Here is a 16,132-nt window from a genome sequence, read left to right on the forward strand (position 1 = left end):
ACACCGGGCCGGCTCACCTGCCGGGACGGGCGGCTGCGGGCCGCGGAGGGGCGCGCATCGGGGCGCGGGGGCGCGGGCCCGGTTGATGGGGCGCAGCCGGGCCGCCACGATGGCACCCGACCACGGGTGAGGAGGGCGGGTTGAGCGACGCGTGGGTGGCTCTGGAGGGGGGTGCGGACCCGGTACGGCGCGCCGGGGAGCTGCGCCGGGCGTACGACGTGTTCGCGTCGGGCGGGCCGGGTGGGCAGATGCCCCGGCCGGTGCGGCCGGTGGTGGCCGAGTCGTGGCGGCGGTCGGCGCGGGCGCGGGTGTGTCCTGACGGGGTCGCGGCGGTGGAGCTGGCCGAGGACGAGCTGATGGCGTACCGGCAGGGGCATCCACTGGCGGCCGCGATGCCGGTGGTCCGGGAGCTGACGGGGCCGTACGCGACGGACGGCGAGCATCTCGTGGCGGTGTGCGACGCGTTCGGGCGGCTGCTGTGGGTGGAGGGGCATCCCCGGACGCTGCGCAGGGCACGGAGGATGAACTTCGTGGCGGGGGCGCGCTGGTCGGAGGCGGCGGTGGGGACGAACGCGCCGGGGACGGCACTGGCGGTGGACCAGCCGGTGCAGGTGTTCGCGGCCGAGCACTTCCAGCGGCCGGTGCAGGCGTGGACGTGCGCGGCGGCCCCGGTGCACGATCCGCTGACGGGGCGGGTGCTGGGTGCGGTGGACATCACCGGTGGGGACGGGCTGGCGCATCCGCACAGCCTGGCGTTCGTGCAGGCGGTGGCGCGGGCGGCGGAGTCGCATCTGGCGCTGCTGGCTCCCGCACAGCCGGACGCGGGGCGGCTGCGGCTTTCGGCTCTGGGCCGGGACGAGGCACTGCTGGTGGCGGGTGGCCGTACGGTGCGGCTGAGTCCGCGGCACAGCGAGATCGTGGTGGTGCTCGCCGCGCATCCGCAGGGGCTGTGCGGGGACGAGCTGCTGACGGCGCTGTACGAGGACGGGGCGGTGACCCCGGTGACGTTACGGGCGGAGTTGTCTCGGTTACGGGCGTTGCTGGGACCCGAGGTGCTGGGGTCGCGGCCGTACCGGCTGGTGGGCGCGGTGGACGCGGATTTCGAGGTGGTGGCGCGGCGGCTGGCGTCGGGGGCGGTCACGTCCGCCCTGGGCGGGTACACGGGGCCGCTGCTGCCGGCGTCGTGGGCGCCGGGGGTGGTGCGGCTGCGGCGGCGGCTCACGGACGAGCTGCGGACGGCCCTGATCGCGCGGGGGGACGCGCAGCTGCTGTCGGACTGGGTGCACAGTCCGTGGGGCGAGGACGACCTGGAGGTGTGGCGGGCTCTGGCGGCGGCGGTGCCGCCGGGGCGGCGGCCGGTGCTGGAGGCACGGCTGCGGTGCCTGGACGAGGAGTTGGGGGCGGCGGGAGGCGGGGACGGGTAGCGGTGGGGCGCAGGAGAGGAAGGTGACGGCTCGGCAGGGCTGGGGGCAGGGCCGGGTCGCGGGTGAGCCATGAGGACGCGGCGCAGGTGCGGGGCGGCATGGGTGCGGAGTGCAACAGGACCGCAACGTTCAGGGCCGTAGCCTCACCGGGCGAGCGCCGGCCGGACGGCGGCCGGCGCTCCTCGACGAGCCCGAAGGCCGGTGGACCGCCGTCACGGGGACGGCGGACCGGCCAGAGGCCGAGGAGGCCACGGAGATGACCCGGTACGCCGCGCCCGGCACCGACGGTGCGATCGTCTCGTACGAGTCCCGCTATGACCACTGGATCGGCGGCGCGTACGTACCGCCCGCCGAGGGACGGTACTTCGAGAACCCGAGCCCGGTCGACGGGCGGCCCTTCACGGAGATGGCTCGTGGCACGGAGCCGGACGTGGAGCGGGCGCTGGACGCCGCGCACGCGGCGGCCCCGGCGTGGGGCAGGACGTCTCCCGGTGAGCGGGCGGGGGTGCTGCTGCGGATCGCGGACCGGATGGAGGCGCACCTGGAGGAGCTGGCGGTCGCGGAGAGCTGGGAGAACGGCAAGCCGGTGCGGGAGACGCTGGCGGCGGACATCCCTCTCGCGATCGATCACTTCCGGTACTTCGCGGGGGCGCTCCGAGCGCAGGAGGGTTCGCTGAGCGAACTCGACGAGGACACCGTGGCGTACCACTTCCATGAGCCGCTGGGAGTCGTGGCGCAGATCATCCCGTGGAACTTCCCCCTGCTGATGGCGGCGTGGAAGCTGGCGCCCGCGCTGGCCGGGGGCAACGCGGTGGTGCTGAAACCGGCCGAGCAGACGCCGGCGTCGGTGCATGTGTGGATGAACCTCGTCGCGGACCTGCTGCCGCCGGGCGTCGTGAACATCGTCAACGGCTTCGGGCCGGAGGCGGGCAGGCCGCTGGCGTCGAGTCCGCGTGTGGCGAAGGTGTCGTTCACCGGTGAGACCGCGACGGGGCGGCTGATCATGCAGTACGCCTCGGAGAATCTGAAGCCGGTCACGCTGGAGCTGGGCGGCAAGTCCCCGAACATCTTCTTCGCCGATGTGTGGGCGGCGGACGACGACTTCCGGGACAAGGCCCTGGAGGGCTTCACGATGTTCGCTCTGAACCAGGGCGAGGTGTGCACGTGCCCGTCGCGGGCGCTGATCCAGCGGAGCGTGTACGGGGACTTCCTGGACGCGGCGGTGGCGCGCACGGAGCGGATCGTGCCGGGCCACCCACTGGACACCGACACGATGATCGGCGCCCAGGCGTCGGACGAGCAGCTGCGGAAGATCCTCTCGTACCTGGACATCGGCCAGCAGGAGGGCGCGAAGATCCTGACGGGTGGCGAGCGCATCGAGTACGGCGGGGACATGGCGGGCGGCTTCTACGTGCAGCCGACGGTCTTCGAGGGCGACAACCGGATGCGGATCTTCCAGGAGGAGATCTTCGGGCCGGTGGTGGCGGTGACGTCGTTCACCGGGTTCGACGACGCGATGGCGGTCGCCAACGACAGCGCGTACGGTCTCGGCGCTGGCGTCTGGACCCGCGACACCAACACGGCGTACCGCGCGGGGCGGGCCCTGCAGGCGGGCCGGGTGTGGACCAACTGTTACCACGCCTACCCGGCGCACGCGGCGTTCGGCGGGTACAAGCAGTCGGGGATCGGGCGGGAGACACATCGGATGATGCTGGAGCACTACCAGCAGACGAAGAATCTCCTGGTGTCGTACTCGCCGAAGAGGCTCGGGTTCTTCTAGGGGTACGACGGAGGCGCCTGGCCCGGGCTTCTACCCGTTCGTTCCGAAACGGTCGGCCGCCCGGAGCCACGCCGCATCGTTCGATGCGCGCGGCAAGCACGTGGGACGCACCGCGGCAGGACGGGAACGGTCCGCAGAACCGGAGCCGCACGTCGCCTGGCCGTCGTTCCCGCTGGTCAGGCGGATGGCTCCGCTGTACCGCCAGCAGACGAGGAGCCTCCTCGTGCCGGACACACCGGAGCCGCCCGGCTTCTTCCGGTCAGGTCCGGCCCGGCGGCCCATTGGCTCCGCAGGGGGCGCGAGGGTGAGATGCGCCACAGCCGCGCGGTGGTCTCTCACGCACCTGCTGCCGCGGCGCGTGCCGTCCCCGGGCCCCGCCCCACAGCGGTGCCGGTCCCCACCTCCCCTCGCGGGAGCCGCCCACCTCGCTCAGGAGGTGATTTCCGTCCTTCCGCGCCCGGTGCCCGCTCTGGTAGACGTGGCGGATCCCGTTCGAAAACCGTCGAAAGTACCCCCATGAACCAGGCCCGCGATCCCGACCACGTCGACTTCACCATCGACCTCACCCTTGAGGAGGCCCGCCGACGGGCCGAGGTCGTGGCGGCGCTGGGGCCCGACTGGGACCCCGTGGCCGTGCTGCGGGAGGAGCAGGCCGCGCACGACCTGCTCTATTCGGGCCTCGACGAGGAGCAGCTGCGGATGCACTCCATGCTGGTGGCGGCGGGTGTGCTGCCAGGACGGGAGCCGGGCCGTGCGGCTTCCCATTGACCCCCACGCCGACCGGGCCCGCCGGGCCTGGGTCGCCTGCCCGGGCTGCGAGGACAGCCGCGGCTGCGAACCCTGCGCGGAGCGCCGCAACTGCCCGGCACACTGGCGCTATCTGATAGCCAACAAGGGGCCCGAGGTCCATCTGCAGTGCCCGAACTGCACCCACACATGGACCCTCGACACCATCCGCGGCCGTCGCCGCGGCACGCGGGGCTGACACTCAGCAGATACGCGGCAGCTGCTCCCCGAGCGGCATGTCCACCACACGCGTTCCGCCGAGGCCGGTACGGGCGACCACCATCCCCGGATGCGCCTCGACGGCCTCGCCGATCACGGCCGCCCCCGCGCCCAGCGGATGCGCGCGCATCGCGGCGAGCACGGCGTCGGCCTGCGCACGCGGGACGAAGGCCACCAGCTTTCCCTCGTTCGCCACGTACATCGGGTCGAGACCGAGAACGGCGCAGGCGTTGGCCACGGAGGCGGGGACGGGCACGGCCCGTTCCTCGACGACGATGCCGGTGCCCGACACGGCCGCGATCTCGTTGAGCGAGGCCCCGAGGCCCCCGCGCGTGGGGTCACGCAGCACGTGCAGGTCCGGGGTGACCGCGAGCATCGCCTCGACGAGGCCGCCGAGCGGCGCGCAGTCGCTCTCGATCTCGACTCCGAACTCCAGCCCCTCGCGGACGCTCATGATCGCCACGCCGTGGACGCCGACGGGGCCGCTGACGATCACCACGTCGCCGGGTACGACGCGCTGGGGCCGCAGGTCGACGCCGGGCGGGATCAGACCGATGCCGGAGGTGTTGATGTAGACGCCGTCGCCGTGGCCGGCCTCCACCACCTTGGTGTCGCCGGTGGCCACGTGGACGCCCGCCGCACGGGCCGCCGCGCCGAGCGCGTTCGCCACCCGGGTCACGACGTCGGTCTCCACCCCCTCCTCGAGGATGAACCCGCACGAGAGATAGGCGGCGCGGGCCCCGCTCATGGCCAGGTCGTTCACCGTGCCGTTGACGGCCAGGTCGCCGATGCTCCCCCCGGGGAAGAACAGCGGGCGCACGACGAAGGAGTCGGTGGAGAAGGCCAGCCGGGCGCCGCCGAGTTCGACGGTCGCGGCGTCGGTGGCGACCGAGAGCGCGGGGCCGCCGAAGGCGGGTGCGAAGATCTGCTCCACCAGTTCGGCCGAGAGGGCACCGCCTCCGCCGTGGCCCATCACCACGCGTGGCTGGTCGCGCAGCGGGGCCGGACACGTCCAGCCGAGCATGTCGGGCGCCTGCGCCTCCGGGGTGTCGCGGGTGAGCTCAGACAACGGAACCGCCCTCCAGAACAGGGGAGCCGACTGCCGGGGACTTCGGCGACGGGGTACCGAGGCCGAGCCGTCGGTAGAGGTAGTACGCGGCGCACGCGCCTTCGCTGGAGACCATCGTGGCACCCAGCGGGGAGCGGGGCGTGCACGTCGTGCCGAAGGCCTCGCACGCGTGCGGTTTCAGCAGGCCCTGAAGCACCTCACCGCTGCGGCACGCGGCCGGTTCGCGGGTGTCGATGCCCTCGACGGAGAACCGGTGCTCGGCGTCGTGTTCGCGGTACCGCTCCGAGAGCCGCCAGCCGCTGTCCGGGATGACGCCGATCCCGCGCCAGGCGCGGTCGGTCACCTCGAAGACGTCGTCCAGCATCGCCCGGGCGGCGGGGTTGCCCTCGGGCAGGACCGCGCGCGGGTAGGCGTTGTCGACGGTGTGCTCCCCGTGCTCCAGCTGGAGCACGGTCCGCCGTACGCCTTCGAGGATGTCCAGCGGTTCGAAGCCGGTGACGACGATCGGAACGCGGTGGCGTTCGGCGAGTTCGGGATACTCCGCCGTGCCCATCACGCTGCACACGTGCCCCGCGGCCAGGAAGCCCTGGACCCGGCAGTCGGGGGAGCGCATGATCGCATCGATCGCCGGGGGGACCCGGACGTGGGAGACGAGCAGGCTGAAGTTGCGGATGCCGAGCTTGCGCGCCTGGTGGACCGTCATGGCGTTGGGCGGCGCGGTGGTCTCGAAGCCGATGCCGAAGAAGACCACTTCGCGATCCGGGTTCTGTTCGGCGATCCGCAGCGCGTCGAGCGGTGAGTAGACGACCCTGACGTCACCTCCCTGGCCGCGGACCTGGAACAGGTCGCGGCCCGTACCGGGAACCCGGAGCATGTCCCCGAACGAGCAGAAGATCACGCCGGGGCGGGAGGCGATCTCCAGCGCCTTGTCGATCACCTCCAGCGGCGTCACGCACACGGGACAGCCCGGTCCGTGGATCAACTCGATCTCAGGAGGAAGCAGTTGGTCGATCCCCTGCCGGATGATGGTGTGGGTCTGGCCGCCGCAGACCTCCATCAGCGCCCAGGGCCGGGTCACCGTCGCCCGGATCTCGTCGAGCAGCCGCCGGGCCAGCCCGGGGTCCTGGAACTCGTCGATGTACTTCACTGCCGCACCTCTCCGGCCAGGCCCTCATGCGCCGGCCGCTCGTTCCCCGCCGCTTCGGCGGCCGACGCCCACGGGTCGCCGAACTCCTCCTGGAGCATGCCGAGAGTCTCGAACAGCTCCAGCGTCTTCCTGGCCGACTCCTCGTCCAGACGCTGCAGGGCGAACCCGACATGGACGATGGCGTACTCACCGGGCTTCAGGTCCGGCAGGTACTCCAGGCACACCTCCTTGACCACACCGCCGAAGTCGACCGTGGCCATCCGGGTGCCGTCCCGGTCCTCGACGTCCAGCACTCTTCCGGGTACCGCCAGGCACATGCGTGTCTCCTCATCGTCGCTCTCGTCGTGGTGTGCCGGGGGCCGCCCCGTCCGTGACCCGGGCGGCCACGACGAGCTGGCCGAGAGCCAGACCGCCGTCGTTCGGCGGGGTCAAGCGATGGCGCAGCACGGTGAAGCCGTCCTCCCGCAGTCCTTCGGCGCAGGCCGAGGAGAGCACCGTGTTGGCGAACACTCCCCCGGTCAGCGCGACGGTCTCCACGCCGGTCTCGCCGCGGGCGGCGGCGCAGACCGTGCGGACCAGTCGGGCCACCGCGTGGTGGAACCGCGCCGCGACGACGGCCGCGGGGGTCCCGTCGAGCACGTCGGCGGACGCAGCCGCCAGCAGGGGCGCGGGGTCGGCGGTGAGCGGGGCACCGGCCCGCGGCGGGCCGATCCGGAAGGCGTAGCGTCCGTCCTCCGGGACGGCGGGTGCCTGCAGGGCCGCGGCCTCCAGCTCGATCGCGGCCTGCGCCTCGTATCCCGCGTGGTGGCAGATCCCCGCGAGGGACGAGACGGCATCGAACAGGCGGCCCATACTGGACGTGGGCAGACAGTTCAGATCGCGCGCCAGCTGCCGCTCCAGCACCGCGAGTTCCCCGGGAGCGCAGACCCCCGTACAGGGCAGTGCGGGGTCGGCAGCGAGACCCGCCGCCCGGAGGTGCGCCAGAGCCATGCGGTAGGGACGCCTTACGGCCGCGTCGCCGCCCGGCAGGGGTGCATAGGCCAGGTGCGCGAACCGCTGGAACCCGGCGTAGTCCGCGAGCAGGAACTCACCGCCCCACACGGCGCCGTCGAGACCGTAGCCGGTGCCGTCGAAGGCGACGCCGATCACCGGGCACGTCCCGTCGAGGCCGTTCTCGGCCATCGCCGCCGCGACGTGTGCGTGGTGGTGCTGCACGGTGACTACGGGCCGCCCGGCGGAACGGTCCCTGGCCCAGCGGGTGGACCGGTAGGCGGGGTGCCGGTCCGCAGCGAGCAGACCGGGCCGTACACCGGTGACGGACTCGAGCTGCCGCTCGGCGGAGCCCAGAGCGAGCTGGGTGGCGAGGTCGTCCATGTCGCCGATGTGAGCGGAGAGCCATGCCTGGCGTCCGGCGCCGAGGCAGAAGGTGTTCTTCAGGTCCCCTCCGACGGCGAGGGCGGGAGCGACCTCGACGGGCAGCGCGACCGGCAGCGGCGCGTAGCCCCGGGAGCGGCGCAGCATCAACGGCTCGCCGTCGCAGACGCGGACCACGGAGTCGTCGCAGGGCACGTGGATCGGCCGGTCGTGCAGCAGCCAGGCGTCCGCGAGACCGGCGAGCCTGGCCAGCGCCTCCGCGTCGTCCGTGACGATGGGTTCACCCGAGAGGTTGCCGCTGGTCATCACCAGCAGCCGGGGTCCTTCACGGTCCGCCGCGCCGAGGCCGAGGAGGAGATGGTGCACAGGGGTGTAAGGGAGCATGAAGCCGAGGTCGGGGCTACCGGGGGCCACCGCCGGGGCCGGGGCGGTCTCCTTGCGCGGCCGGGCGTCGTCGCGGCGGCGCAGCAGGACCACGGGCCGGACGCCGCCGGTGAGGAGTTCCCGCTCCACCGGGCCGAGGTGCGCGAGGGGCTCGATGTCCGCGAGGTCCGCGGCCATCATCGCGAACGGTTTGTCACCGCGCGCCTTGCGGCGGCGCAGTTCGGACACCGCATCGGGGTCGGTCGCGTCGCAGGCCAGGTGGTAGCCCCCCAGGCCCTTGACGGCGATGATCGCACCGGCTGCGAGCATCCTGCGTGCGGCGGCCACCGGGTCGTCGCCGGGGCCGGAGGCGTGGTGAGGGTCCGGGGCGGTGCCGGAGGACGCCGGGCCGTCCGGTGCGGTGACCCACCGCAGCCGGGGGCCGCAGCGGGGGCAGGCGACGGGCTGCGCGTGGAAGCGCCGGTCGGCGGGGTCCTCGTACTCGCGTGCGCAGTCCGGACACATCGGGAAACCGGCCATGGTGGTGTGGACCCGGTCGTACGGCAGACCCGTCACGATCGTGAACCGCGGACCACAGTGGGTGCACGTGATGAAGGGGTGCCGGTACCGTCGGTCGGCGGGGTCCGAGAGCTCCGTGAGGCACGCGGCGCAGGTCGCGGTGTCCGGCGGAACGAGGGTGCGGACGGCGCCGCCCCGGCGGGAGGGCACGATCGTGAATCCGCTTCCGCCTCCGGCGGTCACCTCGGCCGCCTCGACGGAATCCACGCGGGCCAGGGGAGGTGCGTCCGGCGCCAGGCGGGCGCAGAAGGCGGCGACGTCCGCGGGGTGTCCCTCGACCTCCGCGACGACGCCTTCGGCCGTGTTGGTCACGTGCCCGGACAGGCGCAGCCCGGTGGCGAGGGCGTGGACGAAGGGCCGGAAGCCCACCCCCTGCACGACGCCGCGGACGACCACGCGGCTGCGCCGCGGGGCCGTGGCGGGTCCGGGTCGCGCCGTGGTCACGCGCCGGCCTGGGCCATCACCGGGGTGTGGACACGGTTCCCCCCGGCCGCAGCGAGGGCCCGGTCGAGGAGTGCCCCGGCGCCGCGGCCGTCGCGTACCGAGCTGAGGACGATCTCGACACCGGGGTTCACCTGCTCCACGTGGGCGCGGAAGGCCGTCTCGTCGAACGCCGCCGCCTCGGCCATGTCGGTCTTGGTGACGATCACCAGCTGGGCGAGTCCGAACGCGGTGGGGTACTTGAGCGGCTTGTCCTCCCCCTCGGTGACCGAGGCGAGCACGACGCGGAGCGACTCGCCCAGGTCGTATCCGGCGGGGCAGACGAGGTTGCCGACGTTCTCGACGAACAGCAGCCGGGTGGACTCGGGCAGCCAGTCGTGCAGGTGCCGGGCGACCATGTCGGCCTCCAGGTGGCAGAGGCCGTCGGTGAGCACCTGTTTGACGGGAACGCCCGAACGGGCCAGACGGCGGGCGTCGTTCTCGGTCGCCAGATCGGCGGTGAGCGCGGCGGCCGCGACGCCCCGTTCTCCGGCGAGCCGCAGTTCACTTTCCAGCAGGGCGGTCTTGCCGCTTCCGGGGCTGGAGAGCAGGTTGACCACCGCGGTGCCGCGGGCGGTCAGTTCGGTACGCAGGATCTGTGCCGCGGCCTCGTTCTTGGCCAGGACGGCACGCTGGAGATCGACAGCTCGGCACATGCTCAGCTCTCCTCGGTGATCGGTTGGCGGTGTTCTTCGCGCGCCGCCCCGGGATCGGTCCAGCGGACCTCCCTGATCCGGAGTTCGCGGCCGGAGACGAGCTCGTCGGCTGCGGCGCCGCAGCCGGGACAGAGCAGTCGCGGCGGCATGCCGACCGCCCAGACCCCGGCGCACGGTCCGCAGCGCGCGGTGCCCGGGACCGAACGGGTGATCAGCTCGGCGCCCTCGACGACGGTCCCGGAGCAGGCGAGTCCGAAGCAGAAGGAGAGGGCGTCGGCGACGACACCGGCCAGCTCGCCCACGTCCAGCTCGACGCTGCTGACGCCGACGGCCCCGCGGGACCTCGCCGCGGTCTCGACCTGGTCGACGACCGCGACCGCGAGGGACATCTCGTGCATCGGTCTCCGTCCTGGCGCGGGGTGGATCTCGGGCGCCATTAGAGGACGGGCGGCGTCGAACTCCCGTCCGCCGCGCCGGGACCACGCGGCAGTGTCCTCCGTTCGGTGCAGCCGCTCCGTACCGGGGCGAGGCCCGTCGGACCGCTTCGCCGAGGGGCGTCACATCCTGCTGATGCGCAGATAGCGCCGGAGGTCGGGGAGGACCCCCACGACGACGGCCACGACGGCCAGGGCGGTGGCGGCGACCATGGCGCCGACGACGGTCCTGTGCATGGGGCTCTCCGTTCCGGTGTTCATACGACGGCTTCCTGGCGGACCAGTTCGGTCACCATGCGCACGGCCTCGGGCACGGCGGCGGCGACCCGCGGGCTGAGTCCGATGCCCTCGTCGAGGCAGGCCGGTTCGCAGCCGACGACGAGGATCCGCCGCGGCGGCACGGCCCCGGTTCCCGCGCACAGGGTGCCGAGCAGAGCGAGGACGGCGTCGGGCGTCATCCGGTGGCCGTCGAGCGGCGCGGGCTCCGTGCCGGAACCGGGCGCGGCCGCCGAGGCGTCGATCAGGTAGAGCGTCCCCGGTTCGCCGCCGCGCGCCGTGACGTCGACGAGGACGAGGGTGTCCCAGCCGTCGAGGAGTTCGTAGGCGAGGTGGACACCGCGGACCCCGACGTCGGCCAGTTCGACGGAGGCGGGGAGTGCCTCCCTGGTGAGGCGCCGCAGGGTCTCCACGCCGAAGCCGTCGTCGCCGAGGAAGACGTTGCCCACCCCGGCCACGAGGGTGCGGGCCGTGCCGGGCGTGGGGGTGTTCACACGTCCTCCGGCGTTTCGACCTCGTCGGGCTGGAAGTAGAGGAACCGGCCCTGTTCGCGGCGGATGTCGGCACCCGGGTCGTCCTCGACGGTCACCGCGAGGTGGACGCCGCCGTCGACGTCGTGGAGGACCGCCTCGACCAGCGCGCTGTGCCCGTCCAGGAACAGGTCCTGGGCGTCCGTGCGGCGCAGCCGGGGACGCAGGACGACCCTGCTGCCGGCGCGGACCGCGCGTCCGCCGACGATCACGTGATCGCTGCCCGGATCGACGCCGGTGTCGCCGCCCGGATCCCACCAGGGTGTCTCCGGTTCGAGGATGCCCCCGCCCGGCTTCGGGGGCCCGGTGACGCTCTGGAGGCCCCGTACCGCTCCGTGCAGACGCTCCAGGACCTCGGGGGGCATGGTGTCCGCCAGCTCGATCACGGCCGCAGCGCGTGCGTCGGTCCCCCTGGCCTCGCGCTTCTCCTCGTCGGTGAGGGCCGCCGTACGGAGGGCGAGGATCTCGTCGATCTCGGTCGCGTCGTAGAGGGCACCGGGGCTCTCGGGCGCGATGGCCGGGTGGTCCTCGAGGATGATCGGCGAGGAGAGCATCAGGTCGTCGCGGCCGGGTTCGCCGGCCAGGACGGGCCAGGTGTTCAGGTTGCGGCAGGCGGCGACGGCACCCCTGGCCCATTCCGGCGGGTCGGTCATCGACAGGAAGGAGCCGCCGTCGAGGCGGAGCAGGGTGTGCGTGGCGAGGAGGGAGTACGGCAGTGCCGCGTGGCGGTCCGCGTCCGGCTCGGCTGTCCAGGCGCTGGTGTTCTCCACGGTGACCGAGAGACGCTGCACACGGTACGGGCCGTCGAGTTCGGCCTCCGAGATCCGCAGGGCACCGCTGATCTCCTCGCGGCGGCGTACGAGCCGGCCGAGGGCGTGTCCGTCCGTGTCGGTGACCTCCTCCGCCTCCTCGGCGGCGGGCCGGGTGAAGGGCAGGACGATGCCGTCGCCCCGCAGGCCGCCGACGGGGACGACGAGGGTGACGCGTTCCTCGACACCCTCGTCCCAGGGCACCAGGACCCGGTCGGCCAGGCGGAGTTCACCGGTCGGCGCGAAGGTCCCGTCCTCACGTGGTTCCTCGACGGTACGCCGCTGGGCGCGCAGGAATCGGACCTCCACGGAGAGTTCGGCACCGGTCCTGGGCTCCATCAGGCATTCGGTGAGCTGGAAGCCGTTCTCCTCGGCGGCGGCTCCCCAGGACGGCGGCACCAGGACCCCGAACTGCCAGCGGAGCCGGTTCTTAGCGGCGGACGCACGGTACGGGTAGAGGACGTACCCCTCGAAGAGGACGGCGTCGGCGACGTGCCGGGCGGCGGCGAACCGCGCCTCGGTCCCGGGGGTGAAGGCGTCCTTGGTCATCGTGTCCTCTCCCCCGCCGCTTCGAGCAGGGACTCGACGGTGGCCTCCCAGGACGGGAGCGCCCGGCGCGAGCGGTAGGCGACCAGGGCGTCCATCGCGTCGCCCGGGAGCCGGATCCACCCGCACCCGGGGAAGTGCTGGTCGATCATCTCCCTCCACACCTTCACGGGCATGCGGTGGAAGACCTCCTTGTCCCAGGGAACGGGCTCGACGTGGAAGCCGCCGGCGCCGGTGAAGGCGGTGCCGGAGAAGAGCAGGAGCAGTGGCACGTCACCGTCGGAGAGCGCCCGGAAGTAGCGGGACGCGGCGATGTCGGTGTCGTAGGTGCACGGCACGACGAGGTCGGTCTCGATCTCGCCGCGGAAGCCGGGCACCATGACGGACGCCTGGGCGAACTGGACCGGGTGGAGACTGGTGCCCCACCGGGAGCGTTCGCCGAACAGGTCGCCGAGGGCAGCGGCCTCGTGGTCGTCGTAGCCGCGCCGGGCGGGTTCGATCCGGATCTGGCAGCGCAGGGCCATGGCGTGGACCCGGGAGCCGCCGGTGGCGGTGATCAGCAGCCGGAACACGAGCGTGGGTCCGGCCGCGTAGGCGTCGGCGCGGACGCCGGTGCACCTGAAGGAGAAGTCGGTCACTGCAGGCTCCCCTGCGGCTCGCGGGCCATGCCTCGGACACGGGTGAAGAGATCGTCGAGGTCCGCACGGGCCTCCGCGCCTCCGTCGAAGCCCTGCCAGCGCAGTCGCATGCGGCCCACCAGCTCGTAGCAGAGGTCGATCGGCACGAGGAAGCACTCGGTGCGGCCCTCGTGGCGGCGCAGCAGCAGGGCCTCCACGTCGGGGGTGAGGTGGGCGACCAGGCGAGTGGCGTCGCTGACGGTCCGCCAGGCCTCCTCGTCCGGTTCGCTCTCCGTGGCGCCGGCGGGGCTCGGATAGAGCACCACCGGCCGGTCGAGAGCGGAGTTGTGGAAGAAGAAGGCCACCGAGACCGGGATCCTCAGCGACTCCCACGACCGGTCGTCGATCCGGTGGCCCGGGTCGCTCAGGAAACGGGTGGGGACTGCCCGGAACCGCCCCGGGGAGGCACCGGAGCGGTCCATGAGCTGCGCACACGGGCCGCAGGCGCAGACCAGGGCCCGCTTGTCCGTGTCGACGAGATGCGGGTGCCGTTCCTCGGTCGCCAGCGGGGCGCCGCACAGTTCGCAGCGCTCCTCGCGGGGCGGGCGGGGGGTGGTGAACCGGCGCAGTCCGGTGGGTCCCTGGTGCCGCACGGCGCGGCGCTGTGGCCCGTTCACCGTGCGGCCGACGAGCGGCCGTCCGCGCCCGCGAGCGACGGACGGGTGCCGATCTGGAGCAGCGCCGGTTCGCGAGGGGCGCTGCTCTCCAGCTCCACGCCGGTCACCTCGGGAGCGAAGCAGGCCAGGGCGTCCACGGCCGCCTGCCGGAGGGGCTCCTGGGTACCGGAGCAGCCGCAGCCGGCCGAGGCGGTGACACGCAGCCGCAGCACGCCCGTCGCCGGGTCGAAACCGGCGTTCTCCACGGGCTGCGGCAGGGCGGACAGCGCACGGTCGATGCGGGTCGGAGCATCCTCCGGGTGCAGTCCGTGCAGGTTGAGGAGCCCGGCGACGAGTTGGTCCGCGAGCAGCGGGCCCAGCGGGTCGGCGGGTGGCGGGGCGGCAGGGCGGCCGAGCAGCTCGACCACGCGGGCGATGCCACTGCCGTAGAACTCCATGAGGACGCGGACGACTTCCTCCGCGGCCGCGCAGAGCTCGGCGTCGCCGTTCTCGGCCAGCCGGTCCAGGACCTCCTCGATCCGTCGGCCCGCCTGTTCGGCGGTGTTCGCGCTCATCCGGCCAGGCCGCTCAGGCCGGTGGGCACGTGCATCTGCTTCATGGTCCGGCCGTCGCCCGTGTACATGTGGACGCCGCACGGCAGGCAGGGGTCGAAGCTGCGCACGGCACGCATGATGTCGATGCCCTTGAAGTTCTCGGGCGGGTTCTCCTCGAAGATCGGAGTGTTCTGCACCGCGTCCTCGTACGGGCCGGGGGTCCCGAAGGTGTCCCGTGTGGAGGCGTTCCACGGCGTCGGCGGATAGGGGTGGTAGTTGGCGATCTTCCCGTCCCTGATCACCATGTGGTGCGAGAGGACACCCCGTACGGCCTCGGTGAAGCCGACACCGATCGACTCGTCCGGCACCTCGAACTTCTCCCAGGTCTGGGTGCGTCCGGCGCGGACCTCCTCCAGGCCCTTCTCGGCGCAGTGCAGAGCGACGGCGGCCGCGTACGCCTGGAAGTAGGTCCGGGCGCGGTTGCGCTCCAGGGCGTTGCTCCACTTCGGGATCTTCCACTCGAAGGTGGTCTCCGGCCTGGTCATCGTGCGGGGGAGGTTGATGACCACGCTGTGCCCGGTGGCCTTGACGTAGCCGATGTCGACGAGGCCGGAGAGCGCGGTGGACCACAGGCGCGCGAGGGGACCGCCGCCGGTGTCCAGTGCCAGGTGGTCCTTGCCGTCGAACCAGCGCGGGGACATGACCCAGCTGTACTTGTCGTCGAAGTCCCGCTTCTGCGGGGCCGGGATGGTGTGCTGGTTCCACGGGTGGCGCGGGTCGACCGGGTTGCCCAGCGGGTCGTGGGTGACGAACTGCTCCTGCCCCTGCCAGTCCTCGTAGTACGAGCTGCCGAGCAGGATGCGGATGCCGAGGTTGATCTCGGTGAGGTCGTTGGTCACCAGCTCGCCGTCGACGACGACGCCGGGGGTGACGAACATCCGCCGGCCCCAGTCGGTCATGTTGGCGTAGGTGAAGTCGCAGTGCTCGGGGTCGTTGAGCGCGCCCCAGCAGCCGAGCAGCACGCGGCGGCGGCCGACCTCCTCATAGCCGGGCAGGGCATCGTAGAAGAAGTCGAAGAGGTCGTCGTGGAGCGGGACGACGCGCTTCATGAACTCGACATAGCGCATGAGGCGGCTCATGTAGTCGGTGAAGAGCTGCACGGAGGCGACCGTGCCGACGCCGCCGGGATAGAGCGTGGAAGGGTGGACGTGGCGCCCCTCCATCAGGCAGAACATCTCCCGGGTGTAGCGGCTGACCTGCAGCGCCTCGCGGTAGAACTCGCCCTCGAGGGGGTTCAGGGAACGCATGATGTCGGCGATGGTGCGGTAGCCGTGCTCGGCGGCGTGCGGCGCCTCGGTGCGCTCGGCGAGCTCCAGGACCCCGGGGTTGGTCTCGCGGACCATCTTCTCGCAGTAGTCGACCCCGACCAGGTTCTCCTGGAAGATGTTGTGGTCGAACATGTACTCGGCGGACTCGCCGAGGTTGATGACCCACTCACCGAGGTGCGGGGGCTTCACGCCGTACGCCATGTTCTGCGCGTACACGGAACAGGTGGCGTGGTTGTCACCGCAGATGCCGCAGATGCGGCTGGTGATGAAGTGCGCGTCGCGGGGGTCCTTGCCTCGCATGAAGACGCTGTAGCCGCGGAAGACGGAGGACGTGCTGTAGCACTCCGCGACGCGCTTCTGCTTGAAATCGATCTTCGTGTGGATGCCGAGGCTGCCCACGATCCGGGTGATGGGGTCCCAGGCCATCTCCACCAGTCCGGAGCCGTCACCCGTCGTCTTCGCCGGAGATGCCATGGTCGTTGCGGTGCCCTTCGTGAGCTCTTCG

17 protein-coding genes are annotated in these 16,132 nt (G+C 72.5%); 4 read left to right on the plus strand and 13 right to left on the minus strand.

Annotation, left to right across the window (positions count from 1 at the left end; all coding sequences use genetic code 11):
• Positions 1-140: 140 nt before the first annotated feature.
• The 4 genes from I3F58_RS06645 to I3F58_RS06660 all read left to right on the plus strand — a co-directional run bounded on the left by I3F58_RS06645 (position 141) and on the right by I3F58_RS06660 (position 4,189).
• On the plus strand, positions 141-1,424 hold the full coding sequence (locus tag I3F58_RS06645; protein WP_240107292.1) for a GAF domain-containing protein: 1,284 nt from the start codon (positions 141-143) through the stop codon (positions 1,422-1,424).
• Between the two features lie 256 nt (positions 1,425-1,680).
• Positions 1,681-3,204, plus strand: coding sequence for an aldehyde dehydrogenase family protein (locus tag I3F58_RS06650; RefSeq protein ID WP_240107293.1), 1,524 nt, complete (start codon positions 1,681-1,683; stop codon positions 3,202-3,204).
• Between the two features lie 516 nt (positions 3,205-3,720).
• Complete coding sequence (locus I3F58_RS06655) at positions 3,721-3,972, plus strand: DUF6400 family protein (RefSeq protein ID WP_240107294.1); 252 nt, start codon at positions 3,721-3,723, stop codon at positions 3,970-3,972.
• The gene (locus tag I3F58_RS06660; RefSeq protein WP_240107295.1) at positions 3,956-4,189 is read left to right on the plus strand and encodes a hypothetical protein; all 234 of its coding nucleotides are present in this window, start codon (positions 3,956-3,958) and stop codon (positions 4,187-4,189) included. Before I3F58_RS06655 ends, I3F58_RS06660 begins: the two co-directional genes overlap by 17 nt.
• Before the next feature lie 3 nt (positions 4,190-4,192).
• Here the strand turns inward: I3F58_RS06660 and hypE are convergent, their stop codons facing one another.
• From hypE to I3F58_RS06725, 13 genes are all read right to left on the minus strand, one after another.
• Positions 4,193-5,233 carry a hydrogenase expression/formation protein HypE gene (hypE, locus tag I3F58_RS06665; RefSeq protein WP_240107342.1) on the minus strand — a complete coding sequence of 347 codons (1,041 nt, stop codon included), beginning with the start codon at positions 5,231-5,233 and terminating at the stop codon, positions 4,193-4,195.
• A 37-nt stretch (positions 5,234-5,270) separates the two neighbouring features.
• Positions 5,271-6,425 carry a hydrogenase formation protein HypD gene (gene hypD, locus I3F58_RS06670; RefSeq protein WP_240107296.1) on the minus strand — a complete coding sequence of 385 codons (1,155 nt, stop codon included), beginning with the start codon at positions 6,423-6,425 and terminating at the stop codon, positions 5,271-5,273.
• Positions 6,422-6,742, minus strand: a complete 321-nt coding sequence (locus tag I3F58_RS06675) for a HypC/HybG/HupF family hydrogenase formation chaperone (RefSeq protein ID WP_240107297.1) — start codon at positions 6,740-6,742, stop codon at positions 6,422-6,424. The genes hypD and I3F58_RS06675 overlap by 4 nt, the downstream gene beginning before the upstream one ends.
• Before the next feature lie 10 nt (positions 6,743-6,752).
• On the minus strand, positions 6,753-9,185 hold the full coding sequence (gene hypF, locus I3F58_RS06680) for a carbamoyltransferase HypF (protein WP_240107298.1): 2,433 nt from the start codon (positions 9,183-9,185) through the stop codon (positions 6,753-6,755).
• A complete protein-coding gene (hypB, locus tag I3F58_RS06685) occupies positions 9,182-9,877 on the minus strand; it encodes a hydrogenase nickel incorporation protein HypB (protein WP_240107299.1) in 696 nt (231 codons plus the stop codon). Before hypB ends, hypF begins: the two co-directional genes overlap by 4 nt.
• A 2-nt stretch (positions 9,878-9,879) precedes the next feature.
• The gene (locus I3F58_RS06690) at positions 9,880-10,275 is read right to left on the minus strand and encodes a hydrogenase maturation nickel metallochaperone HypA (RefSeq protein WP_240107300.1); all 396 of its coding nucleotides are present in this window, start codon (positions 10,273-10,275) and stop codon (positions 9,880-9,882) included.
• A 159-nt stretch (positions 10,276-10,434) separates the two neighbouring features.
• Positions 10,435-10,572 carry a hypothetical protein gene (locus I3F58_RS06695; protein WP_240107301.1) on the minus strand — a complete coding sequence of 46 codons (138 nt, stop codon included), beginning with the start codon at positions 10,570-10,572 and terminating at the stop codon, positions 10,435-10,437.
• A complete protein-coding gene (locus I3F58_RS06700; protein ID WP_240107302.1) occupies positions 10,569-11,081 on the minus strand; it encodes a hydrogenase maturation protease in 513 nt (170 codons plus the stop codon). The genes I3F58_RS06695 and I3F58_RS06700 overlap by 4 nt, the downstream gene beginning before the upstream one ends.
• Entirely contained in the window at positions 11,078-12,475 is a 1,398-nt protein-coding gene (locus I3F58_RS06705; protein WP_240107303.1) for a hypothetical protein, read from the minus strand. Before I3F58_RS06705 ends, I3F58_RS06700 begins: the two co-directional genes overlap by 4 nt.
• On the minus strand, positions 12,472-13,110 hold the full coding sequence (locus tag I3F58_RS06710) for a DUF6084 family protein (protein ID WP_240107304.1): 639 nt from the start codon (positions 13,108-13,110) through the stop codon (positions 12,472-12,474). The genes I3F58_RS06705 and I3F58_RS06710 overlap by 4 nt, the downstream gene beginning before the upstream one ends.
• Positions 13,107-13,742 (minus strand): DUF5947 family protein, encoded by a 636-nt coding sequence (locus I3F58_RS06715; protein ID WP_240107305.1) that lies wholly within the window; start codon positions 13,740-13,742, stop codon positions 13,107-13,109. The genes I3F58_RS06710 and I3F58_RS06715 overlap by 4 nt, the downstream gene beginning before the upstream one ends.
• A 20-nt stretch (positions 13,743-13,762) precedes the next feature.
• Complete coding sequence (locus I3F58_RS06720) at positions 13,763-14,320, minus strand: hypothetical protein (protein WP_240107306.1); 558 nt, start codon at positions 14,318-14,320, stop codon at positions 13,763-13,765.
• Positions 14,317-16,101: a nickel-dependent hydrogenase large subunit gene (locus I3F58_RS06725; RefSeq protein WP_240107307.1), complete on the minus strand. Its 1,785-nt coding sequence runs from the start codon at positions 16,099-16,101 to the stop codon at positions 14,317-14,319. The genes I3F58_RS06720 and I3F58_RS06725 overlap by 4 nt, the downstream gene beginning before the upstream one ends.
• Between the last annotated feature and the right edge of the window lie 31 nt (positions 16,102-16,132).

It is taken from the genome of Streptomyces sp. MUM 203J (assembly GCF_022414595.1).
In the GTDB taxonomy this organism is placed as follows: Bacteria; Actinomycetota; Actinomycetes; order Streptomycetales; family Streptomycetaceae; genus Streptomyces.

Bases quoted from the DNA above. Each gene is read 5' to 3' on its own strand.
- I3F58_RS06650 (WP_240107293.1), top strand. From the start codon at position 1,681: ATGACCCGGTACGCCGCGCCCGGCACCGACGGTGCGATCGTCTCGTAC.
- I3F58_RS06655 (WP_240107294.1), top strand. From the start codon at position 3,721: ATGAACCAGGCCCGCGATCCCGACCACGTCGACTTCACCATCGACCTC.
- hypE (WP_240107342.1), bottom strand. From the start codon at position 5,233: ATGCTCGGCTGGACGTGTCCGGCCCCGCTGCGCGACCAGCCACGCGTG.
- I3F58_RS06675 (WP_240107297.1), bottom strand. From the start codon at position 6,742: ATGTGCCTGGCGGTACCCGGAAGAGTGCTGGACGTCGAGGACCGGGAC.
- hypB (WP_240107299.1), bottom strand. From the start codon at position 9,877: ATGTGCCGAGCTGTCGATCTCCAGCGTGCCGTCCTGGCCAAGAACGAG.
- I3F58_RS06690 (WP_240107300.1), bottom strand. From the start codon at position 10,275: ATGCACGAGATGTCCCTCGCGGTCGCGGTCGTCGACCAGGTCGAGACC.
- I3F58_RS06695 (WP_240107301.1), bottom strand. From the start codon at position 10,572: ATGAACACCGGAACGGAGAGCCCCATGCACAGGACCGTCGTCGGCGCC.
- I3F58_RS06705 (WP_240107303.1), bottom strand. From the start codon at position 12,475: ATGACCAAGGACGCCTTCACCCCCGGGACCGAGGCGCGGTTCGCCGCC.
- I3F58_RS06720 (WP_240107306.1), bottom strand. From the start codon at position 14,320: ATGAGCGCGAACACCGCCGAACAGGCGGGCCGACGGATCGAGGAGGTC.
- I3F58_RS06725 (WP_240107307.1), bottom strand. From the start codon at position 16,101: ATGGCATCTCCGGCGAAGACGACGGGTGACGGCTCCGGACTGGTGGAG.